Source organism: Amycolatopsis coloradensis (assembly GCF_037997115.1).
Classification (GTDB): Bacteria; Actinomycetota; Actinomycetes; order Mycobacteriales; family Pseudonocardiaceae; genus Amycolatopsis; species Amycolatopsis coloradensis_A.
Genome location: NZ_CP150484.1, coordinates 5,415,731 through 5,439,083 on the forward strand (window position 1 = coordinate 5,415,731; position 23,353 = coordinate 5,439,083).

The 23,353-nt window shown below is 68.7% G+C and carries 25 protein-coding genes; 15 read left to right on the forward strand and 10 right to left on the reverse strand.

The window, feature by feature from the left end; genetic code table 11:
* Nucleotides 1–2: 2 nt before the first annotated feature.
* Nucleotides 3–578, reverse strand: coding sequence for a DUF3090 domain-containing protein (locus LCL61_RS25345; RefSeq protein WP_340682031.1), 576 nt, complete (start codon nt 576–578; stop codon nt 3–5).
* A 121-nt stretch (nt 579–699) separates the two neighbouring features.
* On the opposite strand from LCL61_RS25345, the gene LCL61_RS25350 reads away from it, so the two are divergent.
* The 4 genes from LCL61_RS25350 to LCL61_RS25365 are packed head-to-tail and all read left to right on the forward strand — an operon-like array spanning nt 700 to nt 4,627.
* Entirely contained in the window at nt 700–2,640 is a 1,941-nt protein-coding gene (locus LCL61_RS25350) for a S9 family peptidase (protein ID WP_340682032.1), read from the forward strand.
* Nucleotides 2,637–3,524: an LD-carboxypeptidase gene (locus tag LCL61_RS25355; protein WP_340682033.1), complete on the forward strand. Its 888-nt coding sequence runs from the start codon at nt 2,637–2,639 to the stop codon at nt 3,522–3,524. The genes LCL61_RS25350 and LCL61_RS25355 overlap by 4 nt, the downstream gene beginning before the upstream one ends.
* A gap of 48 nt (nt 3,525–3,572) precedes the next feature.
* On the forward strand, nt 3,573–4,196 hold the full coding sequence (locus LCL61_RS25360) for a class I SAM-dependent methyltransferase (RefSeq protein WP_340682034.1): 624 nt from the start codon (nt 3,573–3,575) through the stop codon (nt 4,194–4,196).
* Nucleotides 4,197–4,210: 14 nt separating this feature from the next.
* Nucleotides 4,211–4,627, forward strand: a complete 417-nt coding sequence (locus tag LCL61_RS25365) for a TIGR03668 family PPOX class F420-dependent oxidoreductase (RefSeq protein ID WP_340682035.1) — start codon at nt 4,211–4,213, stop codon at nt 4,625–4,627.
* A gap of 566 nt (nt 4,628–5,193) precedes the next feature.
* Here LCL61_RS25365 and mptB read toward each other — a convergent pair.
* From mptB to LCL61_RS25395, 6 genes are all read right to left on the reverse strand, one after another.
* The gene (gene mptB, locus LCL61_RS25370; RefSeq protein WP_340682036.1) at nt 5,194–6,756 is read right to left on the reverse strand and encodes a polyprenol phosphomannose-dependent alpha 1,6 mannosyltransferase MptB; all 1,563 of its coding nucleotides are present in this window, start codon (nt 6,754–6,756) and stop codon (nt 5,194–5,196) included.
* A 14-nt stretch (nt 6,757–6,770) separates the two neighbouring features.
* Complete coding sequence (gene nikE / locus LCL61_RS25375; protein WP_340682037.1) at nt 6,771–8,441, reverse strand: ABC transporter ATP-binding protein; 1,671 nt, start codon at nt 8,439–8,441, stop codon at nt 6,771–6,773.
* Nucleotides 8,438–9,343 carry an ABC transporter permease gene (locus tag LCL61_RS25380; RefSeq protein ID WP_340682038.1) on the reverse strand — a complete coding sequence of 302 codons (906 nt, stop codon included), beginning with the start codon at nt 9,341–9,343 and terminating at the stop codon, nt 8,438–8,440. Before LCL61_RS25380 ends, nikE begins: the two co-directional genes overlap by 4 nt.
* A complete protein-coding gene (locus LCL61_RS25385) occupies nt 9,340–10,371 on the reverse strand; it encodes an ABC transporter permease (protein ID WP_340682039.1) in 1,032 nt (343 codons plus the stop codon). The genes LCL61_RS25380 and LCL61_RS25385 overlap by 4 nt, the downstream gene beginning before the upstream one ends.
* An 8-nt stretch (nt 10,372–10,379) precedes the next feature.
* Nucleotides 10,380–12,164: an ABC transporter substrate-binding protein gene (locus tag LCL61_RS25390; RefSeq protein ID WP_340688678.1), complete on the reverse strand. Its 1,785-nt coding sequence runs from the start codon at nt 12,162–12,164 to the stop codon at nt 10,380–10,382.
* Between the two features lie 391 nt (nt 12,165–12,555).
* Nucleotides 12,556–14,346 carry a hypothetical protein gene (locus LCL61_RS25395; RefSeq protein WP_340682040.1) on the reverse strand — a complete coding sequence of 597 codons (1,791 nt, stop codon included), beginning with the start codon at nt 14,344–14,346 and terminating at the stop codon, nt 12,556–12,558.
* 111 nt (nt 14,347–14,457) lie between these two features.
* Between LCL61_RS25395 and LCL61_RS25400 the strand changes: the two genes are divergently transcribed.
* Genes LCL61_RS25400 through LCL61_RS25415 form a run of 4 tightly spaced genes read left to right on the forward strand, consistent with a single transcriptional unit; the run spans nt 14,458 to nt 16,827 of the window.
* A complete protein-coding gene (locus tag LCL61_RS25400; protein ID WP_340682041.1) occupies nt 14,458–14,823 on the forward strand; it encodes a hypothetical protein in 366 nt (121 codons plus the stop codon).
* The gene (locus LCL61_RS25405) at nt 14,820–16,043 is read left to right on the forward strand and encodes a hypothetical protein (RefSeq protein WP_340682042.1); all 1,224 of its coding nucleotides are present in this window, start codon (nt 14,820–14,822) and stop codon (nt 16,041–16,043) included. Before LCL61_RS25400 ends, LCL61_RS25405 begins: the two co-directional genes overlap by 4 nt.
* Nucleotides 16,040–16,186 (forward strand): hypothetical protein, encoded by a 147-nt coding sequence (locus tag LCL61_RS25410; protein ID WP_340682043.1) that lies wholly within the window; start codon nt 16,040–16,042, stop codon nt 16,184–16,186. The genes LCL61_RS25405 and LCL61_RS25410 overlap by 4 nt, the downstream gene beginning before the upstream one ends.
* A 56-nt stretch (nt 16,187–16,242) precedes the next feature.
* The gene (locus LCL61_RS25415) at nt 16,243–16,827 is read left to right on the forward strand and encodes a dihydrofolate reductase family protein (protein ID WP_340682044.1); all 585 of its coding nucleotides are present in this window, start codon (nt 16,243–16,245) and stop codon (nt 16,825–16,827) included.
* Nucleotides 16,828–16,831: 4 nt separating this feature from the next.
* Here LCL61_RS25415 and LCL61_RS25420 read toward each other — a convergent pair whose 3' ends face one another.
* Complete coding sequence (locus LCL61_RS25420) at nt 16,832–17,866, reverse strand: RNA polymerase subunit sigma-70 (RefSeq protein WP_340682045.1); 1,035 nt, start codon at nt 17,864–17,866, stop codon at nt 16,832–16,834.
* Nucleotides 17,856–18,422, reverse strand: coding sequence for a TetR/AcrR family transcriptional regulator (locus tag LCL61_RS25425; RefSeq protein ID WP_340682046.1), 567 nt, complete (start codon nt 18,420–18,422; stop codon nt 17,856–17,858). The genes LCL61_RS25420 and LCL61_RS25425 overlap by 11 nt, the downstream gene beginning before the upstream one ends.
* Before the next feature lie 93 nt (nt 18,423–18,515).
* Between LCL61_RS25425 and LCL61_RS25430 the strand changes: the two genes are divergently transcribed.
* Both LCL61_RS25430 and LCL61_RS25435 read left to right on the forward strand, forming a co-directional pair.
* Nucleotides 18,516–18,800 carry an antibiotic biosynthesis monooxygenase gene (locus LCL61_RS25430; RefSeq protein ID WP_340682047.1) on the forward strand — a complete coding sequence of 95 codons (285 nt, stop codon included), beginning with the start codon at nt 18,516–18,518 and terminating at the stop codon, nt 18,798–18,800.
* Nucleotides 18,797–19,375: a DUF2867 domain-containing protein gene (locus LCL61_RS25435; RefSeq protein ID WP_340682048.1), complete on the forward strand. Its 579-nt coding sequence runs from the start codon at nt 18,797–18,799 to the stop codon at nt 19,373–19,375. Before LCL61_RS25430 ends, LCL61_RS25435 begins: the two co-directional genes overlap by 4 nt.
* Before the next feature lie 46 nt (nt 19,376–19,421).
* On the opposite strand, the gene LCL61_RS25440 is transcribed toward LCL61_RS25435, so the two are convergent.
* A complete protein-coding gene (locus LCL61_RS25440) occupies nt 19,422–19,868 on the reverse strand; it encodes a helix-turn-helix domain-containing protein (protein WP_340682049.1) in 447 nt (148 codons plus the stop codon).
* A gap of 88 nt (nt 19,869–19,956) precedes the next feature.
* Here LCL61_RS25440 and LCL61_RS25445 point away from each other — a divergent pair, with 88 nt between their 5' ends.
* The 5 genes from LCL61_RS25445 to sigJ all read left to right on the forward strand — a co-directional run bounded on the left by LCL61_RS25445 (nt 19,957) and on the right by sigJ (nt 23,314).
* Nucleotides 19,957–21,138, forward strand: coding sequence for a thiolase family protein (locus tag LCL61_RS25445; protein ID WP_340682050.1), 1,182 nt, complete (start codon nt 19,957–19,959; stop codon nt 21,136–21,138).
* The gene (locus tag LCL61_RS25450) at nt 21,135–21,752 is read left to right on the forward strand and encodes a hypothetical protein (protein ID WP_340682051.1); all 618 of its coding nucleotides are present in this window, start codon (nt 21,135–21,137) and stop codon (nt 21,750–21,752) included. Before LCL61_RS25445 ends, LCL61_RS25450 begins: the two co-directional genes overlap by 4 nt.
* Nucleotides 21,753–21,756: 4 nt before the next feature.
* Nucleotides 21,757–22,101 carry a hypothetical protein gene (locus tag LCL61_RS25455; protein ID WP_340682052.1) on the forward strand — a complete coding sequence of 115 codons (345 nt, stop codon included), beginning with the start codon at nt 21,757–21,759 and terminating at the stop codon, nt 22,099–22,101.
* 115 nt (nt 22,102–22,216) lie between these two features.
* Nucleotides 22,217–22,360 carry a hypothetical protein gene (locus tag LCL61_RS25460; protein WP_340682053.1) on the forward strand — a complete coding sequence of 48 codons (144 nt, stop codon included), beginning with the start codon at nt 22,217–22,219 and terminating at the stop codon, nt 22,358–22,360.
* Nucleotides 22,361–22,426: 66 nt separating this feature from the next.
* Complete coding sequence (gene sigJ / locus LCL61_RS25465; protein ID WP_340682054.1) at nt 22,427–23,314, forward strand: RNA polymerase sigma factor SigJ; 888 nt, start codon at nt 22,427–22,429, stop codon at nt 23,312–23,314.
* Nucleotides 23,315–23,353: the final 39 nt, after the last annotated feature.

Genomic DNA, 23,353 nt, shown 5'->3' on the forward strand with positions numbered 1-23,353 from the left:
CGTCAGTCCTCGAGGACGTCGACGTCGCGCCGGTACCCGTTCTGGCGCGGGCAGATGTGGCCCGCCGGGTCGAGCGGTTCCGCGCAGAGCGGGCACGGCTTGCGGCCGGCGTTGACCACCCGGTCCGCTCGTTCCGCGAACGCGCGCGCCGCGCCAGGACTCAGGAAGACGCGCACGGCGTCCGGCCCCTCTTCGGTGTCGTCCAGCACGACCGTTTCGTCCACCTCGCCCTCCGTCATCGCGAGCAGCTCGATCACGACGGCTTTGCTCTCGGCGTCCCAGCCGAGTCCCATCGTGCCGACGCGGAACTCCTCCTCGACCGGAACGGTCAAGGGGTCGACGTCGAGGAGCTCGTCGGGCGCGTCGTCCGGTACATCCGCTCCGAACCGGCTGGCGACCTCTTCCAGCAGCGAGGTGAGCCTCTCGGCCAAGACCACCACCTGCTGTTTTTCGATCGTCACACTGATCGTGCGGACGTCCTCGGACGCCTGGAGGTAGAACGTGCGGTCGCCGGGCTCACCGACGGTTCCTGCGACGAACCGGTCGGGCTGGCGGAAGACGTGGATTACGCGAGACATGGCACCTTTGACACTAGGCCACGGCCCCATGATCGGCATCCGCCGCCCCAAGGTTCAGCCCAGGGCGAAACCGCCGCGCCCCAGACCGTCATGGGCAAAGGGCCGAACCTAGTCTTCAATCGTGGTTGAGATCGCCCCTTACGGCACCTGGACGTCTCCCCTGTCGGCCGCCGCTGTCGCGGCCTCGGGAGTCAGCGCGCAATGGCTCGATACCGTGGGAAACGAGGTCTGGTGGGCCGAAGCGAGAACCGGTGAAGGCGGCCGCGTGACCCTCGTGCGGTCCCGCGCCGACGGCACGGTCGAAGACGTCCTCCCCGCTCCGTGGAGCGTCCGGAACCGGGTCCACGAATACGGCGGCCGGCCCTGGCTCGTCCTCGGTGACGTCCTGGTCTTCACCCACTGGGCGGATCAGCGCGTCTACCGCCGCGACCTGACCACCGGCGAGACGACACCGCTGACCCCGGAACCGGCGACCCGGCACCAGATCCGCTACAGCGACCTCAGGCCCGGCCTCACCGGCGAAGTGTGGCTGGTTCGCGAACGCAGCACCGGCCCCCGTCGCGTCGACATCGCCCGGGATCTCCTCGCGGTGCCCCTCGACGGCGGCCCGGAACGGGTTCTGACGGCGAGCCATCACTTCCTCACCGCGCCGCAGCTTTCGCCAGGCGGCGCACGCGCGGCGTGGATCGGCTGGAACCACCCCGCGATGCCTTGGGACGGCACCGAACTGTGCGTCGCCGAACTCGACGAGGACGGGGCGTTCGGCCCGCACCGTGTGCTCGCCGGTGCGGCCGGCATCTCCGTCTGCCAGGTCGAATGGGAGTCGGCGGACAGCCTGCTGGCGTTGCTCGACCCGGACGGCTGGTGGAACCTGCACCGCGTCGGACTCGACGGCGGCATCACGAACCTCGCCCCGGCCGAACAGGAGATCGGCGGCGCGCAGTGGAAACTCGGCACGCGCTGGTTCACCCCGCTCGGCGACGGCAGGTTCGCCGTCATCGCGTCGGGCAGGCTCGCCGTCCTCGACGAAGCGACGCGGGAAGTGACCCCGGTGGCGGCCGCCGCCGATCTGACCGCGTGGTCCACCAACGGGTTCGCCATCCACGAAGGCGACATCGTCGGCGTCGCGGCGGGGCCGAAGCGCGAAGGTGCCGTCGTGAAAGTCGGTCTCGACAGCGAAACGGTGACCGAACTCGCCTCGGCACCTGAACCGCCCTCTCCCGCCTACCTGTCGACGCCCGTCGAACGGACCTTCAAGACCGACGACGGCGATCGGATCCCCGCCTTCGTCTACCTTCCCGCCAACGACGACTTCGCCGCTCCGGACGGGGAACTGCCGCCGTTGCTCGTGTACCCGCACGGCGGGCCGACCGGCCGGGACAGCGCGGTGCTCGACTACGAGATCGCCTACTTCACCAGCCGCGGGATCGCCGTCGTCACGGTGAACTACGGCGGCTCGACCGGCTACGGACGCGCTTATCGCGAGCGGCTGCGGGAACAGTGGGGCGTCGTCGACGTGGCCGACTGCGTCACCGTCGCCGAAGCCCTCGCCGCCGAAGGCACCGTCGACGGCGACAGGCTGGCCATCCGCGGCGGCAGCGCGGGCGGGTACACCTCCGCCGCCTCGCTGACCACCACCACGACCTACCGCGCGGGCACCGTGATGTACCCGATCCTCGACCTCACGCAGTGGACCGGCGACGGCGGTGAGACGCACGACTTCGAGTCCCGCTACCTCGACGGGCTGATCGGGCCGCTGCCCGACGCCGCACAGCGCTACCGGGACCGGTCGCCGATCAACAACACGGGCACCCTCGCCGGCCCGCTGCTGTTCCTGCAGGGGCTGGAGGACGAGATCTGCCCGCCCGAACAGGCTGACCGGTTCGTTGCCGGACTGGAAGGGCGCGGCATCGAGCACGCCTACCTCAGGTTCGAGGGCGAGCAGCACGGTTTCCGGAAGGCGGAGACGATCGTGACCGCGCTCGAAGCGGAGTTGTCGTTCTACGGTCAAGTCCTCGGCTTCGAGACACCCGGCGTGCCGAAACTCCGACTGAGCCGATGAGGCCACCGAAGACACGGCCGGGTGACACGATCGCCCTTGTCGCCCCGGCGGGGCCGGTCCCGCCGGACCTCGTCGAGAAGGCCCTGCCGGTGCTCCGCGGCTGGGGCGTCGATGTCCATGTCGGTGAATGCGTCCGCGCGACCTCCACCGGCTATCTGTCCGCCTCCGACGAGGCGCGGGCCGCCGAGTTCACCCGCGCCTGGCTGGACCCGGGAGTCACCTGCGTCCTGGCCGCACGCGGCGGTTACGGCTCGCAGCGGATGCTCGACCTGCTCGACTGGACGGCGCTCAAGGCGGCCGGGTCCAAGACGTTCGCCGGGTCGAGCGACGTCACCGCGCTGCACCGGGCGGTGAACGTCCACTTGGGACTGGAGACGCTGTTCTCCCCGATGCCCGCGACCACCCTCTTCGACGCGGTGGCCGCCGAACACCTGCGGCTGTCGTTGTTCGAGCCGGAGAGCGTGCGGCTGATCGCCTCGCCGACGGCGTCGCCGCTGGTGCCGGGCACCGCGACCGGGACGCTCACCGGCGGCAACCTCGCCCTCCTGACCTCAGGCCTCGGCGGGCCTGAGCAGGGCACCGGGCGTGACGCGCTCGTACTGCTGGAGGACGTCACCGAGAGTCCCTACCGGATCGACCGGATGCTCACCCAGCTGCTGCGTTCCGGCTGGCTCGACGGCGTCCGAGGATTCGTGCTGGGCTCATGGAAGTCCTGCGGTGATCCGGAGGCGGTCCGAGCCCTGATGTTCGACCGCCTCGGCCCCCTCGGCGTGCCGATCGCCTGGGACTTCGGCGTCGGGCACGTGCCGGCGTCGCCGACCATCCCCCTCGGCGCGCGGGCCACCCTCGACGCCGACGCGGGTACGCTCCTGACTTTGCCATAACGGCAACGGAACTTGCGGTATCGGCCGAGGCGGAGGCATCTTGCGGTCATGGATTCCACACAGCAGTTCTGGGAAGACTTCTACCGGGACAAGGATCAGGTCTGGAGCGGGAAGGCGAACCCGATCCTGGTGAACGAGGTCGCCGCGCTCACGCCGGGGACGGCGCTCGATCTCGGCTGCGGCGAGGGCGGCGACGCCATCTGGCTCACCCAGCAGGGCTGGCGGGTCACCGCCGTCGACATCTCGGACGTCGCGCTCAAGCGTGCCGCCGAGCACGCGGCCGAGGCCGGCGTCGAGGGCATCGTCTGGGAACGCCACGACCTGGCGAAGTCGTTTCCGGCAGGACGCTTCGACCTCGTCTCCGCACAGTTCTTCCACTCCCCCGTCGCCGAGGACGGCGAGCGGGACAAGGCACTCCGCCGCGCCGCCGAAGCGGTCGCGCCGGGCGGCACGCTGGTGGTGGCAGGCCACGCGGGCTGGCCGACGTGGATGGAAGAGCCGCCGCACAAGCACGCCCACTTCCCGACGACGGCCGAGGTCCTCGAAACGCTGGCGCTGGCCGACGGCGAATGGACCGTGGAGCGGCAGGATCTGATCACCCACGACTTCCCGGGACCGGAAGGACAGCAGGGAACGCGTTCGGACAACGTGCTCCGCGTGCGCCGCGCCTAGGTACCGTCTGCGACATGCGGATGACGCGTGCCGAAGCCAGGTCACGATTCGAAGGCGAGCGGATAGCGAGGCTGGCGACGACGGGTTCGGACGGCGTGCCCCATGTGGTGCCGGTGACGTTCGTTCTCGAAGGCGACTCGGTGGCGTTCGCGATCGACCACAAGCCCAAGAGCACGACGGCGTTGCGGCGGCTGAAGAACATCGCGGAGAACCCCGCGGTCAGTTTTCTGACCGACCACTACGACGAGGACTGGGCCGGACTGTGGTGGGCTCGGGCCGACGGTGTCGCCCGGATGCTGACTGATCCCGACGAGCAGGCGCTACCGGCGCGCCTGCTGCGGGACAAGTATCCGCAGTACGAGGCGCAGCCTCCTCCGCATGTCGTGGTGACCACGCTCGTTCACTCATGGAGTGGGTGGCGTGCTTCCTGAGCTTTTGGCCTTGTTGCCGTTTTACGGCAACAAGGCCTTCACCATGCCGTATATGTCGTTATACATTTTGGTGAGACTCCTTGGGGACCCCGGGGGCCGTGAAGGTGCCCTTCACGGCCCGCTTGAGCGTCTCAGGAGTCACAACCTTCACTCCAGAGCACGTGAAGGCTCCCTTCACGTGGCTCAGCTGAGGAAACTCGCCCTTCACGATCGCCAGGCCCTCACCTGACGTCCGTGAAGGCCTCCTTCCCTACCTTCAGGGTCAGGGTCCCGGCGAAGTCGCCTAAACGCTGGCCGGTGCCGTTCTTGGTGATTCGAACTGGACCTCCCGAACGGGGCCGAATGACAGCGGCCCTGAACCGACGATGTCCACAAAGGACGCCAGAAGACAGATGAATATCCGTTTTATGCTTATCTGTACGGGTTTGACCGAGGTCGTGAGTGATCAGGACGGTTCTAACCCTCCTTCATCACTCACGACCACTTCGCAAAACGCCCGAATCGGGCACGGTCACCCCGAAAGCGTCCCCTGTGGACAGTCGAGAAGTGTCAGGCCACCGTGACGGTCAGCACGAGCGTGGAGCCTCGGCAGGCAGGAACTGCTCCACCGGCTTCCCCCGCCAAGCGGCGACGATCCCCAGCGGATCCGGCCGCAGCAGCGAAGCGGCCGCGTACACGCTCGCCGCGACGACGCCCGCCATGAACCACCAGTCGTACAGCGCCTGCTCCCCCGTCGGGTAGTAGACCAGCGTCACGAACACCGACACCGCGACGACGACCGCGAGATTACGGCGGCGCCATTCGAACGCGGAAAGAACGACGAAACCCCAGGTCAGGTACCACGGCAACGAGGGCGGCGGGACGATCGCACCGGCCAGCAGCACGATCGCCATCCGGTGGATCGCCGGGTAGCCGCCGTCGCGGGCGAGCCACCACTGCCAGCCGGCGAAGACGAACAGGCCGACCATCGCGATCGCGCGGAACACCGTGACGAACGGCGAGACCTCGACGTCGATCACCAGGTTCACCAGCGAGTAGAAGATCTCACCGATCCCCGTCGGGAAGTTCATCCAGTTCGCGATCAGCGTCGGCGCCTTGAGACCGGTCAGCCAGCCGAGGTTGACCGAGCCGAGCGACAGCCAGGTGCCGGCGACGAACACCGGCAGGAAGATCCCGACCGACGCGGCGCCCGCGCGGAAGAAGTTGACCACCTTCCGGTCGCCGGGCAGGTGGTTCGCCCACACCCAGACCAGGAACGGCAGCGCCCACGCCGCGGTGGGCTTGATCAGCATGCCGATGGTGACCAGGACGATCGCGACGACGTGCTTGCGCTCCAGCGCGGCCAGCACGCCGACGGTGAGGAAGCCCAGCATCAGCAGGTCGTTGTGCGGTCCGCCGACCAAGTGGATCACCGTCATCGGGCTGGCGATGGCGAGCCACAACGTGATCGGCAGTTTGCCACCGAGGTGCTTGACCAGCCGCGGCAGCGACCACAGCATCCCGACCAGGCCGAGCATCAGGACCAGCCGGGTCGCGATGACGCCGGCGATCATGTCGTTGCCGGTGACCGAGACGATCCCCTTGGCGACCAGCAGGAACAGCGGGCCATACGGCGCGGGCGTGGTCTGCCACAGCGGATGGACGTTCTGCACGACGTCCGGCAGTACGGCCAGTTCGGCCGGGCCGTTGGCGTACGGGTCGAGCCCATTGAGCAGCTGCGCGCCCTGCGCGAGGTAGGAGAAGACGTCGCGGGTGAACAGCGGCGGCGAGACCAGCAGCGGCGCCATCCAGCAGGCGGCGGCGATGACGATCGGACGGCTGCCGATCCGGCCCGCGAGCGCGTAGCGCCCCAAACGGACCCACGCCCAGATGATCAGCGCGAAGCCCGTGTAGAGCATCACGTTGGCCAAGATGCGGCCATGGCCGTAGCGGATCCACGACAGCGGTCCGTGCCCCAGGATCGGGTCACGGATGAGAATTCCACCGGCGCCGAGCGCCGCCAGCATCAGCAGCGTGCTGCCTATGGTTCCCATCGCGATGGTGCGGTACGGGAACCGGGAAGGCACCCGGAGCCGCTCGCCGAGGGAACCGGCCGAGGGCGTCTGCTGGGGGTCTGTAGTGGTCGCCATTTCGAGATTGGAGGTTACACACCGCGCCTGTGCGAGTGCGCGGCAATGGGTGTTTCCCGCGCGGTGCCACCGGGCAACGCGGCGAGCAGCGACTTCGTGTAGTCGTGCTTCGGATCCAGCAGAACCTCCTCCACGGTGCCGACCTCCACCAGCTCCCCTCGGTACATCACGGCGACCCGGTCGGCGATGTTCCAGGCCAGCCCGAGGTCGTGGGTGATCACGAGCCCGGCGAGACCGAGTTCACGCCGCAAGCGCAGCAACAGCGCGAGGATCTCCCCTCGCACCGACGCGTCGAGCGAGGCCACCGGTTCGTCGGCCACGATCACGCCCGGATCCAGCGCGAGCGCGCCCGCGATGACGACCCGCTGACGCTGCCCGCCGGACAGCTCGTGCGGGAGCCGGTCGAGGAACTTCTCCGCGGGCCGCAGTTCGGCCGCTTCCAGTGCCTTGACGACGATCTCGTGCTCGCTCGCGCCCATCCCGTGGATGCGCGGGCCTTCCGCGACCGCCTCGTACACCGTGTGGTTCGGGTTCAGCGCGCTCGTCGGGTCCTGCAGCACGAGCTGGACCTGCCGCCGGTACGCCTTGAGCCCGGCGCCACCGAGCGGGACCGGCTTGCCGTCGTATCGCACCGCGCCGGAATCGGGTTTCTGCAGCCCGAGCAGCGTCCTGGCCAGCGTCGTCTTGCCGGAGCCGGACTGGCCGACGAGCGCGACGATCTCGTCCTTCCGCACCTGCAGGCTCACCCCGGCGACGGCGTTGATGCGCTTGCCGGTGCGATCGCGGAAGCTGACGCGCAGGTCTTCGGCCTCCAGCAACGCGGGCTGGTCGGCGCTGCGTTCCGGCTCGGGCGGCAGCGGTGTGCTGGTCGCGGGCGCGAACCGGGACACCGGGTCGCCGACGGTCGGGAACGCGGCCGCCAGCGCCTTGCTGTGCTCGTGGTGCGGCGCGCTCATCAACTCGACGCTCGGCCGCTCCTCGACGATCTCGCCGTCGTACATCACCGCGATCCGGCGGCAGGTCGCGGCGAGCACCGACAGATCGTGACTGATCATGATCAGCCCGATCCCCTGCTCGGCGACGAGCCTGCCCAGCAGGTCGAGCACCTGGGCCTGGACGACGACGTCGAGCGCGGTCGTCGGCTCGTCCGCGATGATCAGCCGCGGCGAGCAGGCCAGGGCCATCGCGATCATGACGCGCTGCTTCTGCCCACCGGACAGTTCATGGGGATACGCACCGGCACGACCAGGCGGCAGATCGACCTGTTCGAGCAGTTCCTTGACCTTGGCCTGGATCTCGGCGTCCGACAGCGCCTTGCCACCGGGCGGATGCAGGCGGATCGGCTCCGCGATCTGCTCGCCGATCTTCCGCACCGGGTTGAGCGCGTGCATCGCGCCCTGGAACACGACCGAGGCCTCGGCCCAGCGCACCGCGCGCAGCCTGCCCCACTTCATGGCCGTGACGTCTTCGCCGTCCAGCAGGATCTCGCCACTGACCTTCGCCGAACGCGGGAGCAGCCGCAGCACGCTCATCGCGACCGTCGACTTCCCCGACCCCGACTCCCCCGCGACGCCGAGGGTGTCGCCGGGCTCGAGCACGAGGTCGACCCCGCGGACGGCGGCGACCTCGCCGCTTCCGGTGGCGTAGGTGACGCCGAGGTTCTTCAGTTCCAGCAAGGGGCTCATGAGTGCTGTCCCTTCAGGCGCGGGTTCAGCACGGTTTCCAGCGCGCGTCCGACGAGGGTGAAGGCGAGGACGACCACGACGATCGCGACACCCGGCGGCAGCAGGTTCCACCAGGCGCCCTTGCTGATCGCGCCGTTGTTCAAGGCGGTCTGCAGCATGGTGCCCCAGGAGATGGTGTTCGGGTTGCCGACGCCGAGGAACGCCAGCGTCGCGTCCGCGATGACCGCGTTGCCCACGACGAGCGTGGTGTTGGCCAGCACGAGCGGCATGACACCGGGCAGGACGTGCTTGCCGACGATGTGCAGATGACCGCCGCCGAGCGCCTTCGCGCGCTCGATGTACGGGCGGCCTTCGATCGTCAAGGTCTGCGCGCGGACCAGCCGCGCGGTGCTCGGCCAGGCGGTGACCCCGATGGCGATGATCACTGTCATGGCGCCCTGGTCCAGCACCGAGGCCAATGCCACGGCGAGCACGAGCGACGGCAGCACCAGGAAGAAGTCCGTGAACCGCAGCAGGAGTCCGGACAGCCAGCCTCGGAGGTGCGCGGCCGCGATCCCGACGATCGTGCCGATGAGTACGGAGAGGAGTGCCGCCGAGAAGCCGGTGAGCAGCGAGATCCGTGCTCCCCAGAACGTCATCAGCAGCACGGAACGGCCGTCGATGTCGGTGCCCAGCCAGAACTCCCCGCTGGGTGGGTCCAGGGAAGTGCCTTCGGCCTTGGTGACGTCGAGGCCGGACTCGTCCGAGATCACCGGCGCGAGGATGGCCAGCAGCGTGATGACGCCGAGGAAGGCCAGCCCGAACACGCCCGCCTTGTTCGTCGTGAACTCGTGCCAGCGCTTCGCCACGGCCTCGCGGCGGCGGCGCCAGACGATCGAACCGGGTTTTTCCGCTGTGGTCATGCCGTCCGCACCCTGGGGTCGAGCACGCGGTAGAGCAGCTCCGCGAGCAGGTTCATCAGCACCACCGCGCCGGCGAGGGTGACGAAGACTCCTTGCAGGACAGGCAGATCAGGCCCGCGGAGCGCTTCGTAGAGCAGTTGCCCGAGCCCCGGCCAGCTGAACACTGCCTCGACCGAGACAGCTCCCGAGACCACCATGCCGAACTGCATGAAGACCAGCGTCACCGTCGGGAGCAGGGCGTTGGGCACGGCGTGCCGCTTGCGGACGAGGTCGTCCCGCAGTCCCTTGGCCCGAGCCGTGGTGAGGTAGTCCGAATCCATCTCGCTGATCAACGACGACCGCATGACCAGCATGTACTGCGCGTAGAACACCACCAGCAGGGTCACGCACGGCAGCACCAGATGGTGGAGCACATCGAGCCCTTCGCTGAAGAAGCCCGGCTCGACATCCGGGGAGTGCATGCCGCGGCTGGGAAAGAGGCCGTTGGTGGCCACCAGCAGCATGAGCCCCAGCCAGAACTGCGGCACCGACCACAGCGTCAAGGCGACCCCGGTCTGGACCTTGTCGAATCGGCTGCCCCGGCGCCAGCCCGCGCGGACGCCGAGCCACAGACCGAGCGCGATCGCGAGCACGGTCGCGCTGCCGACCAGCAGGATCGTCGGCCACAACCGCTCGCCGATCATGTCGACGACCGGACGCCGTTGCAGGTACGAATCGCCCATGGTGCCTTGAAGCAGGCCGACGACGTAGTCCCAGAACTGCTGCAGCAGCGGCTTGTCCACGCCCATCTGCGCCCGGAGCTCCGCCATCATCTTCGGATCGGTCGGCCGGTCGCGGACCATGAACCGCACGGGATCGCCGGGCAGCGTCCGGAACAGGAAGAACCCCAGCACGACGACGAGCGCGAGGCTCGCCAGCGCGCCGCCGATCTTGGAGAGCACGAACCGGGCGGTGCCGGTCCCGCCCCGGCGCTCGTCGGGATCGCCGAGCGCCGGGGGCTTTTCGAGGGAACTGAGTGCTTCGGTCAACGCTGCTCTTACTCCCGGTCGTCAGCCGACTTGCCGCGCCGCCCGAGCAGCACGCCGCCGCCGACGAGCACCACGAGCACGACCGCGCCGATGCCGATCCACAATCCGGTGTTGCTGCTTTCCTCGGCGCCCGCCGCGGCGGCGTCGGCCGGAGTGGCGCCGTAGACGCCCCAGTAGCCGGACTGTTCGAGGATCGCGCCGTCGGGCTGCGGCTGCTTGGTGAACGAGGAGAACTTGTCCGAGCGGTAGGCCTCGAGCACGTTGTCGTAGTCCAGGACGACGTCGACGTACTCACCCGCCAGCACCGCCTGCGCCTGCTTGACGAGTTCGGCGCGCTTCGCCGGGTCGAACTCGGTCAGCTGCTTCTTGTACAGGTCTTCGTAGCGCGGGTCGCAGAAGAACGTCGCCGAGCTGCCGCCGTTGCCCTCCGCGTTCGGGCGGCCGGCGCAGGTGTTCAGGCTGAGGGCGTAGTCCGGGTCGGGTGACGTGCCGTAGCCGGAGATCGCGAGGTCGTAGTTGCCCGCGGTGGTGCGGTCGTCCAATTCGTCGTCGGAGACGAGCTCCTGCTTGACACCGATGCCGACGTCCTTGAGCCAACCGCTGACGAACTGCGCGACACGCTGGTCGAACGGCCGGTTCGCGTGACCGGCGAGCCGGAACTCCAGCTTCGCGCCGCCGGGGGCGACGCGGATGCCGTCCGCACCCTTGGCGTAGCCGGCCTGGTCGAGGGTGGCGTTCGCGGCCGCGATGTCGAACTTGGTCTTCTCGGCGTCCGACGGGCTCCAGGTGTAGGCCTTGTAGATCGCCGGAACGACACCGGTCCCCGGCTGGCCGTACCCGTTCATCACCTTGTCCACGATGGTCTTGGTGTCGATGGCCTGGGCGATCGCCTTGCGGACGCGGAGGTCCTTCAAGATCGGGTTGCCGTCACCGATCGGCTGGTCGAGGACGTTCTTGACGCCGAAGTTGATGATCAGCTCGTTGTACCGGCGGCCCGGCGCCTTGTTCGTGGTGATGTTCTTCTCGCCCTTGAGCGCGTCGAACTGCGTCGGCGTGAGCCGGTTGATGACGTCGACCTCGCCCTGCTTCAGCGCGTTGACCGCGGCCTCGGCGTCCTTGAACTGCAGGAGTTGCAGCTCGTCGACCTTGGGCGCACCGCGCCAGTAGTCCTTGTTCGCCTTGAACTTCACGAACTCGTTCTTCTTGTACTCGGTCAGCAGATACGGTCCGCTGCCGACGCCGACCACGGCCATGTCGTCGGTCGAGGGGGCGTTGAGATCCTTGATCGGCTCCCAGATGTGCTTGGGCACGATCGGGACGTCGAGCGAGGTCATGGTCGCCTGCGGGGCCTTGGTCTTGATGACCAGCGTCTTGTCGTCGGGTGCCGACACCGAGGCGAAGTTGGTGACGTAGCTGCCGTTCGCGGTGCGGGCGTTCTCGTCGTCGAGCATCCGCTGGAAGGTGTACGCGGGGTCCTGCGCGGTGATCGGCTTGCCGTCGGACCACTTCATCCCCTGGCGGATGGTGAAGGTCCAGGTGAGCTTGTCGTCGGAGGTCTTCCACGACTCCGCGATCCCGCCCGTGGGCTGGGTGTCCTCGGCCGAGGGCAGGGTCAGGAACTCGTAGTTGAACCGGCCGACCTGCGTCGACGCCGCCAGCTGGGCGGTGAAGGGGTTCAGGTGGTCGATGCCGGTCGTGAGCGCCACCCGGAGCACCTTGCCCTGTTGCTGCGCCGACGCGGCGGGCACGAAAGGCACCGTCGCGACCGCCGAAGCGGCGAGGACCGCGACCACGCGAAGACCGCGCCGTCGCTTCGGAAAACGCTCTGTGCGCACGAAGACCACCCCATCGAACTCGCTGTAACCCAACCCCCGAGGCGGAAAAGTAACCACATGTCGCGGTAACCGCGCAATGACTCGCCAATACCGATCGTGCACAGCGGATGTCGTCACGTGGTCGACAGCTACTTTAAGTCTCACAGACGTTGCGCTGTGTCACCATTTCGGCGCACGAACCGGCAACACGTGCGGTGTCCTGGATATTCAAGGGAAGCGGGCTTGCAAAAGCCTTGCGCGCGATGATGCCCAATCGATACGTGCGACGAAGTGAGAGCAAAGCGTTTCGTCCTCTGAACGCGGTGGTTGCACACGCAAGCACCGCGTTCAGAGGACGAAACGCGAGGGGTCAGCCGACCGGGACCTCACGCCGCCGCGCGGTGGCCGCGGCAGCGTAGAGCCACGCGAACAGCGCCCACATACCGGCGAAGATGAGCCCCACGGTCACGTAAGCGACAGTCCACAGCACGGCGGGTGTGTCCGACTTCCGCTCCCGTTGCAGGAACTCGATCTCCGACATGAACGGGCGCGTGCCGGACGTCGCGTCGATCGACGGCGCGTTCGCGGCCGGGTCGGCGGGCGCGTAGATCGGGGCGAGCCCCATCACCCGGTTCGGGACGTGCACGCGGATCCCCGTCTTCCACTGGCCGAACACCGGCAACGGCTGGGCGGTGCGATACACCCCGTCGCCGATCTTCTCCAGCGGCGCGGTGAAGAAGTCGCCGCCCTGCCAAGCGAAACCGTTGAGCCACACGGCATCGTCGGCCAGGTCGGGCCGCGAGATCGTCACGGTCGCGTCGACCCAGCGGGGTGTGCCGCCGCCGTGCGGATTCGAGATCGGCAGCCCGGTCGCGGCCTCGGTCAGCCGGACGTCGGCGGTGAACCCCGGTTCCGGATCCTGCGGGACGGCGACCGCCGACATCAGGGCGACCGCGCCCAGCGCGCCGACGAGTCCGACCGAGTGCCGGGGCCCCGCCGCGGGCACCCGCGTCGCCGTCTCCTCCACTCGCTGGTACTGCCAGACACCGATGAACGTACCCGCGAGCGCCGCGCCGGTCCCGAACAGGACGAACAGCGGCAGATGGGCGGCGGGCCACGGGTTCGGCATCAACCAGTGGGTGAACGCCGCCTCGGCGAGCATCCCGGCGGTCCCCACGAGCAGACCGGCGACAGCGGCGAACGTGTAGCCCTGCCGGTTGCGCATCGCGAGGGCGACGACCTCGATGATCACCGCTTCGGCGACGTACGGCAGCAGCGAGGCTACGTGCAGGTCCGCGAACAGCGGGATGACGGCGAACGAAGCACGGGACGCGAGGAAGACCGCGAGCACGATCAGCGCGCCGCCCGGACCCCAGGACAGCCGCCCGTAGGTCAGCGTCCAGGCGCCGATCAGGCCGACGAGCACGACCTGCGACAGCATCGGGAACTGCGGGACGCCGAGGTCGAACTCCATGAGGAACGCCGAAGCACCCATCATCCAGGCACCGGCGAGCACCGGGCCGAGCAGGCGCACCACCGGCCCGGTCGCGCCGACCTGACGGGCCTCGCCGAGCAGCAGTTGCAGGCCCAGCACGACACAGACGCCGCCGCCGATCATCAGGACGTGCGTCGGTCCCCATTCGGTGACGTCCTGGCCGAACAGGCGGTGCCACACGTCGTCGAGCGGGAAGCCCGCGATGCCGACCAGGCCGGTCGCCATCATCTGGATGGACCCCATCGGCGCCCGCCAGTGCGGGCCGATCTTGAACGTGCGCTTGGGCAGGTCCTTCGTCGCGAGGGTCGCGCTGAGCACGCCGCTGGCGAAGATGCCCATCAGTCCGAAGTAGATCGGGTAATGCGAAGGGTTCGCGAGCGGGCCTTCGTCGCGGCCGAGTTCCATGTGGATCGGCACGTCCCAGTAGACGCCGATCAGCGCCGACATCCCGGAGAGGAAGGCGACGAACATCGGCAGCGCCGCCCAGCGCGGCAGACCGCTGAACTCGCCCATCCAGTCGGCGACGCGGCCGAAGACCGTCCGCTTCCCCGCGCGCTCGCGGAGCACGAAAAGGGCCAAGGGCAGGAAGACCGCGGTGAACATCAGGCCCGCGATGACGATCTGCCCGAATTGCGCGCCGCCGGCAGGCGGGCTCTCCTGAGCCATGAACACCGTGCTCGCCTTCCTGCTAACCTGAGTAACTGTTACCTTGGGGTAACACGATAGGCGCAAGGTCCCGGCCGGGCAAGCCGGGGCGTACGACTTGGAGGCACCTCGATGCGGAGGATCGGCGGGATCTGCGGGATCACCGTGGCCGTACTGCTGGCCGTGACCGGCTGTTCGGGAACGACCGGTTCCGAACAGGCGCCGGGCGCCGGCACCCGGACCGTCAAGTTCTCGATCACTGAGGGCAAGCGCACGGCGGGCCCCGAGGAGGTCGCGGTGCGCACGGGCGAGAACGTCGCACTCGAAGTCACCTCGGACCAGCCGGACGAACTGCACGTCCACGGCTACGACAAGGCCGCCCAGCTGTCTCCCGGGGTTCCGGGGACGGTCGCCTTCACCGCGAACATCGACGGGATCTTCGAGGTGGAACTGCACAAGAGCGGCGCGGCGGTGACCAAGCTCCGGGTGAGCGGATGATCCTGGCGCACGGTCTCGGCGGCCGGTCCGATCTGCCGGTCCCGCTGTGGCTCGCGCTCTACGCGGGAGCGGCGGCCGTCGTGGTCTCCTTCTTCGCGCTCACCGTGCTTTGGAAGAAGCCCAAACTCCGCGGCGCCGACGCCGGCCGCCCCCTTCCCGAAGCCCTGCAACGGTTCGCCGATGGTGGGTTCTCGCGGATCGCGGCGCGCGTACTCGGCTTGGCGCTGTTCGCGGGCTTTCTCGCGATGGCGTGGGCAGGCCCGGACAACTCGGCCGGCAACCCGGCTCCGGCGTGGTTCTACGTCTGGTTCTGGGTCGGACTGGTCCCGCTTTCGCTCCTGCTCGGCCCGGTCTGGCCGCGGTTGAATCCACTGAGGACGATCGCGGTGCTGATCCCCGCGCGACAGCGCGAACTCCCGGATCGACTGGGTTACCTGCCCGCGATCGTCGGCCTCCTGGCGTTTCTTTGGCTGGAACTGGTGTTTCCGCATTCGGACTCACCCAGGGCGATCGCCTTTTTCGCCACCGTGTATGCCGTTATACACATCGCTCTCGGGGCGGTGTTCGGTCCGCGCTGGTTCGACCGCGGGGACGCTTTCGAGGTCTACGCGCGTCTGATCGCGGCCCTCTCCCCTTTCGGGAGGCGGACAGATGGGCGCCTGGTGATCCGGAATCCGCTGGACGGCCTGCTCACCGTCTCCCCCGCGCCTTGGCTGACCGCGCTGGTGCTGGTGGTGCTCGGCTCGACGGCGTTCGACGGCCTCACCCGGCTTCCGTTCTGGACGTCGCTGGACGCGGGCGTTTTCGGCGGCACCGCCGGGCTCGCGGTCTGTATCGCGCTCACCTACGGCGCCTATGCGGGCGCCATCAGCCTGACCAGGCCGTATCTGCGCCGAGGGTTCGACCCGTATCCCGCGTTCGCGCCGTCGTTGATCCCGATCATGGTCGGCTACACGGTCGCGCATTACTTCTCGTTCGCCGTGTTCTCGGGCCAGCAGGGATTCGGCCGCGCGATCGACTACACGGTCGTCTCGGCCGAGGTGATCGCGCTGGTGCAGATCGCCGGGATCGTCGCCGGGCACGTGCTGGCCGTAACCTCGGCGCATGACCGTTCCGTCGGCGTGCTGCGCTCGAACTACGTCAAGGTGGGCCAGTACCCCATGCTGGCGCTGATGATCGGCTACACCGTGCTCGGGATCGCGCTGGTCTCCGGCTCATGACCATCGCGGCGCGGGTGGTGATGATGCACCAGGGCGGCTGGGACGAGATCCTCATCTTCGCCGGCCCCGTGGTGATCATCGGGCTGCTCGTCTACGTCGCGCGCAAGCAGGCCCCGACGACACCCGAAGAAGACGACGATTAGTCTTTGGCGCCGCGCCCGTCAGTACGTGTGAGATCGACTCACAGGAGGCTGACGCCATGCGGAAATTGACCTTCGGCATGAACCTGACCGTGGACGGCTACATCGCCGCGCCCGGCGACGACCTCGGCTGGAGCGGCGGTGACGGACCGGACTCGTCACCGAGCGACGAGCTGTTCGGGTGGTGGTCCGACCGGGTGGCGGCGACGGGCCTGGCGCTGTACGGACGCAAGCTGTGGGAGGCGATGAGTTCCCACTGGCCGACCGCCGACCGGCAGCCCGGCGCCACCCCGGCGGAGACCGAGTTCGCCCGCCGCTGGCGGGACATGTCGAAGGTGGTGTTCTCCTCGACGACCGGCACGGTCGACTGGAACACCCGCCTGGTCACCGGCGACGCGGTCACCGAGATCACCCGGCTCAAGGCCGAGGACGCCGGCCCGATGGACATCGGCGGCGCGACGCTCGCCGGGGCGGCCATGCGGGCCGGACTGATCGACGAGTACGTACTGGTCACCCATCCGGTCCTGGTGGGCGGCGGCACGCCGTTCTTCACCGCCCTGGACAACTGGGTGAACCTTGCCCTGGTGGAGACGCGGACGTTTCCCGGCGGCGTGGTGCTGACCCGCTACGAGACAAGGCGCTGAGTGGTCACAGTGCCGGGGGTACGTCCAGCCATGGTTTGCCGGCGGCGTCGAATCCGGTGAGCTCGGCGATCTTCCCGTCGACGATGCGCAGGACAGCGATGGCGAAGAGCCGGTACTCCGGATCGCCGGGGGTGCGCAGGTAGAGCGCGGCGGCCGGCATGCGGTTGACCGTCGTGGTGATACCGCGCCAGTCGTCGTGACCGCGCTGGAAGAGCCCGCCGGAGACCCAGCCGTCCACCGCGTCCTTGGCCGTCCTGACCACGGTGCCCGATTCGGGCAGCATCGCGAAGCGCAGATCGCCGCGCAGCAGGGAGATCAGCCCGTCGAGGTCGTTGCGCTCATGGGCCTCGATGTACGACTTCACCACTCCGCGCTCGTCATCCGACAGTTCGTGGGTGGTGGGGCTCCGCCAATCGAGGCGGCTGCCGGGCAGCCGCTCCCGCATCGTCACGCGCGCTCGCTGCAGTGCGCTGGTCACCGACGCGACGGTCACCTCGAGGGCGTCGGCGGCCTTCGACGCCGGCCAGCCGAGGACGTCGCGCAGGATGAACACCGCCCGCTGGCGCGGCGGCAGATGCTGGACGGCGACGATGAACGCCAGCTCGATCGTCTCCCGCACCACCACCGATTCCTGCGGGTCCTCGGGGAGCATCCGGTCGGGGTACGGCTGCAGGTACAGCACCTCGGAGTCCGGCAGCTCGGACGGTACGGGCGCGCGGTCGTCGCGCTTCTCCAGGAAGTCGAGGCAGACGTTGGTCGCGATCCGGTACAGCCAGGTCCGCAACGTGGCGTCGCCTTTGAAGGACTCCCGCTTGTTCCACGCCCGCAGGAACGTCTCCTGCGTCATGTCCTGGGCGTCCTCGTAGTTCGCGAGCATCCGGTAGCAGTGCACCTGCAGCTCACGCCGGTGGCGCTCCGTGATGAGCGCGAACCGCGCGGTATCGCCGGAGCGGGCCGCCGCGATGAATGTGGCCGCGTCGGCGCGCAGCGGTCCAGCGTCGGAACTGACGACGTGGTGGCCCGCCTCCTCAGCCGTCATGACCGGGCCGACCGCCGAGGAGCAGCGCTCCGGCCAGCTCGGTGACCTCGTCTCGGGTACGGCCACCGTGGTCGGCGGCCATGAAGTGCTTGCCGATGAGGAGCGAGAACGCGAGCAGGCAACGGGCCTCGACCTCGTCCTCGTCGGCGAAGATCTCGCGCATGAGGGAACGCAGGTAGTCCATTCGCTGGTTGTCGACCCGGCGGAGCCGCTCGGCCACCGCCGGGTCGCGCCGGGCCCAATCCCGGATGGCGAGGTCGATCGGCAGCAGACGATCGCCGGCGAGCAGACCCGCGCGCCGGATCTTCGCCCTGGCGTCACCGCCTTCGCTCTCGACGCTTTCGAAGAGCAGGTCGGTGCTCATCCGCTCCCACGTGGCGAGCATTCCCTCCAATAGCGCGCCCCGGTCGGCGAAATGTCCGTAGAACCCGCCTTTGGTGACTCCCAGGGCTTTCGCGAGCGCCTCGACGCGCACGGCGTCGGGACCTCCGGCGGCGAGGGCGTGCAGCCCCGCGTCGATCCAGGCGCTCGGCGGGGTCCGGGTTTCGGCGGCCATGGGATCACCGTATCTCCCGTCACTCCGGCACCACGAGGACGATATATACGCTACCGTATAGGTGGCGGAAGTTCACTGGGAGGAACAACGACGATGACTGTCGGATTCGTGGCCACGCATTACCCGCACACCGACCACCACGACGAATTCGTCGCGCGAGTCCGGCGAGTCGCCGACGTCTTGCGCTGCACGCCGGGCTGTCTCGCCGCCGAATGCTGGGTCACCGCCGCGGGTGACGCCGTGGTGTCGATCGTGCGCTGGGAATCCGAGGCGGCACAGGCGGCCTCGATGCAAGCTCTGGGGTCGGCGGCCGTGGACGTCGCCTTCGACGACCGCGAGGTCCGTCCGCGCGAGATCGTCCAGTTGGTGTCGGCATGAAGCTCGCGAACACGGCCCACACCACCCGCTCGTGGCGGATCCACGAAATCGCCGGGGACTTCGACCTCGAAGACGTCTGGGCGCTCGGAACACCCGGCGGGCCGGACGATTTCGGCAAGCTGGTGGTGCAGTTCTCGTCGGGGAATTTCCCGGACGGGGCACCACTCCCCGTCCGGGCGCTGTGGGCGCTGCGCTGGAAGCTCGGTCGCCTGCTGGGGCTGGACGAACGGAATTCCGGCCTCGACACCCGGGTGGGATCGCTCCGCGGCAAGCTGCCGGAAGACCTCCGCGGCACACCCACCGGCCCGGACGAGGCCTGGCTTCCGTTCACTCCGCTCTACCGGCTCGACGACGAATTCGCCGCCGAAATGGCGAACCGGACCATGCACGGCGTTCTGCACATCGCCTGGGTCGAAGACGGGCGTGGCGGGTATCGCGGTCAGATGGCGGTGCTGGTCAAACCCAACGGGTTGTTCGGCCGGGTGTACATGGGATTCATCAAGCCGTTCCGGTACCTGATCATCTATCCGGCGCTCATGCGGATGATCGCGCGGGAATGGAAGAACCACTCCTGAGACCGGCTTCGTGAGTGGTAAGGACGGTTCTAACCATCCTTACCACTCACGAGGAAGTGGCGCGACGACTGCTCCGTATCAGCGTCATGTCCTTCTCCCGCACCGGTTCGCGGCAGTGCGCGCATACGGTCTCCGGCGCGAGGACCTCGCCGCACGAATGCCGCCACACCGTCGGCGGCGGCCCCTCCGTGACGTGCGCGTCGCCCCAAGCCATGAGGTTCAGCAGCACGTGATTGAGGGCGTGCCCGGCCTCGGTGAGCACGTACTCGTAGCGCGGCGGATGCTCCTCGTAGAGGCGCTTTTCGAGGATTCCCGTCTCGACGAGCTTCCGCAGCCGCGCGGTCAGGATGTCCCGGCTCGCCCCCGTGTTGCGGACGATCTGGTCGAACCGCCGCGCACCGAAGAACACTTCGCGCAGCGCGAGCAGGCTCCAGCGCTCCCCGATCACCTCCATCGCGTTGGCGATCGAGCAGTCCCTCGGTCCTTCGGTCATGCGACCAGCGTAAACCCAGTGAGTCTTGATTTCCAACCCACTCGATGCCACAGTGAGTTGGAAATACCAACTCACCCTGGAGGCAGCCGTGCACGACGCGGTCATCGTCGACGCCGTCCGTACCCCGATCGGCAAGGGCAAAGCCGGTGGCGCCCTGCACGGGGTTCATCCGGTCCAGCTGCTCGCCCATACGCTGCAGGCTCTCGTCCGACGCAACGGCCTCGATCCGGAGCTGATCGACGACGTCATCGGCGGTGCGGTCGACCAGGTCGGCGAACAGGCCCAGAACGTCACACGGTGGGCGGCGCTCGCGGCCGGGCTGCCGGAAACCGTGCCGGCGACCACCGTCGACAGGCAGTGCGGAAGCAGTCAGCAGGCCGTGCACTTCGCCGCGCAGGGCGTGATGGCCGGCGCGTACGACGTCGTCATCGCCTGCGGCGTCGAGTCCATGAGCCGCGTCCCGATGTGGTCGAACGTCCTGCCGGGCACCGATCCGCTCGGCCCGGGCGTCGCCGCCCGCTACCCGGAAGGCCTGGTGCCCCAAGGGATCAGTGCCGAACTCATCGCCGCGAAGTGGTCGCTCAGCCGCCAGGCCATGGACGAGTTCGCGATGTTCTCGCACCAGAAGGCGGCCAGGGCGCACCAACTCGGGCGGTTCGCGAGCCAGATCGTGCCGATCGAGACACCGTCGGGCCGGGTGTCCACCGACGAGTCCGTCCGGCCGGGGACCGACCTCGAAACGCTCGCCAAGCTGCGCCCGGCGTTCCAGGATCCGGCTGTCGCCGCGCGTTTCCCGCAGATCGACTGGTCGGTGACCGCGGGCAACAGCAGCCCGATCAACGACGGCGCCTCCGCCCTGCTCATCACCTCGAGCGCGACCGCGGCCCGGCTGGGCCTCCGCCCGCGCGCCCGCCTGCACAGCTTCGCCGTCACCGGATCCGACCCGCTGCTCATGCTCACCGGGGTCATCCCGGCGACCGAGAAGGTGCTGCGGCGGGCGGGGCTGAGCCTGGCGGACATCGACCTCTTCGAGATCAATGAAGCGTTCGCCAGTGTCGTGCTGGCGTGGCAGCAGGACACCGGGGCCGACCCGGCCAAGGTCAACGTCCACGGCGGCGCGATCGCGCTGGGCCATCCGCTCGGCGCGAGCGGGACCCGCCTGATGGGCACCCTGGTCAACGCGCTGCACCACCACGGCGCCCGGTACGGCCTGCAGGCGATGTGCGAAGGCGGCGGCCAGGCCAACGCGACCATCCTGGAGGCGTTGTGACCGGCAGGCTCCCCAAGAAGCTGGCGGATCATCCGTCAGTGCGGGCGATACTCGCCAAACCGCGGGACAAGCCGTCCCCGGTGATCGACGCCGCCTGGCTCGAGGAGATCTGCCTCGCCGCCGGCGCCGACGACGCGGCCGCGGTCTCGCTCGACCATCCTGATCTGGCGGGCGAACGCGAGCACGTCGAGCGCGCCCTCCCCGGCACGAAAACCCTCGTCTCGCTCGTGGTGCGGATGAACCGCGACGACGTCCGCTCCCCCGCCAACCAGGAGTTCCATCGCACCGGAGAGATCCTCAACGAGGCCGGACACACGATCGTCCGGACGCTGCAGGACGCCGGCTACCGCGCGATCAACCCGGCCGCGACGTTCCCGATGGAGATGGAGCACTATCCCGGCCGGATCTGGGTCGTCGCGCACAAGACGGTCGCCGTCGCGGCCGGTCTCGGCGCCATGGGACTGCATCGCAACGTCATCCACCCGAAGTTCGGCAACTTCGTGCTCCTCGCGACGTTGCTCGTCGATGCCGAGGTGTCCACCTACGGCGAGGCTCTCGATCTCGAAGACCGGCGAATTCGACTTCCTCGCCTGTTCGACGCACAACTACCGTGAGTTCATGAGCGGCTTCACCGACTGGGCGCAGACCGTGGCCGACAGCGAGGACGCCGCTGACTTCCAGTCCAGGGTGACCGACTCGGAGAACGTGTCGATGTGGCAGAGCCTCGCGTTCAAGCCGAACTACAAGGCCGCGTACTGCATGGCGGTCTGTCCGGCGGGCGAAGACGTGCTCGGCCCGTACCTCGAAGATCGGCGCGGCTTTCTCGGAAACGTCGTGAAACCGTTGCAGGACGAAGTGGAGACGCTGTACGTGCGAGAAGGATCGGCAGCGAAGGCCTACGCCGAACGCCGTTTCCCCCACAAGCCGGTGAAGGAGGTCGACGGCGGCTACCCACGACGGTAGGGCCGTCCCTACCCGCGTCCGAGGGCCTGTCCCCTGACCGATGACGGCCGGCCTCCCTAACCTCGCGGCAAAGCCTGGGGAGGACCTTCCGCATGATCGCGACCAAGCGGTCGGCGTGCTGTTCGGCTCGCTCGCCGCGGCGGTCACCGTGATCCCCTACAGCGTCGCCGTCGCGGGGACCCTGACGCTCGGTTCACACCTGGGCGCGGCGGCGAAGGCGATGCGCACCCCGGCGATCCGAGCGGATATCCGCGGCTGAAGACCTGTCACATCTCCGATCCCCCACGCGTCAGGGTTACGGACTGATCGATGAAGGATGGGGACCGTGGACGAACACGACTGGTTGGCACGGCGCTTCGAAGGGCACCGGACGCATCTGAGGGCGGTGGCGTACCGGATGCTCGGTTCGCTGAGCGAAGCGGACGACGCCGTGCAGGAGGCCTGGCTGCGGCTGAGCCGCTCGGACTCCGGCGACGTGGACAACCTCGGCGGATGGCTGACCACCGTCGTCGGCCGGATCTGTCTCGACATGCTGCGATCCCGCAAGTCGCGGCCTGAAGAGGCGGTCGGCGCGCAGCTCCCCGACCCGATCATCGGCCGTGAGGGCGGGATCGACCCGGAACACCAAGCACTGCTGGCAGACTCGGTCGGGCTGGCGCTCCTGGTCGTGCTCGACACCCTGGACCCCGCCGAGCGGCTGGCGTTCGTCCTACACGACATGTTCGCCCTGCCGTTCGACGAGATCGCGCCGATCGTGGGCCGGTCCTCCGCGGCGACCCGGCAGCTCGCCAGCCGCGCGCGCCGCCGTCTGCAGGGCTCGCCGACCGTCCCCGACGCGGATCTGAGCCGTCAGAGGGAAGTCGTCGACGCGTTCTTCGCCGCCGCCCGGGGCGGCGACTTCGACGCGCTGGTTTCGGTGCTCGACCCGGACGTCATCCTGCGCGCCGAGGGTGGCGCGGCTCCGGCGGGGACCTCGCGTTTCGTGCGCGGGGCGGCCACAGTGGCGAGCCAGGCGCTCATGTTCCGCTCGGCGGGCGACGGCGGAGTCCCGCGTCCCGCGCTGGTCAACGGCGCGGCCGGGATGGTGATCACCAAGGACGGCGTCCCGACGACGGTCTTCGCGTTCACCGTCGTGGGCGGCAAGATCGCGGCGATCGACATCCTGGCCGATCCGGACCGCCTGGCCGCGCTGGACTTCGAACCGCTCGGCTGAAATGTCAGGAAAGGGTCGTTCAGGACGGAAAACGTCCTG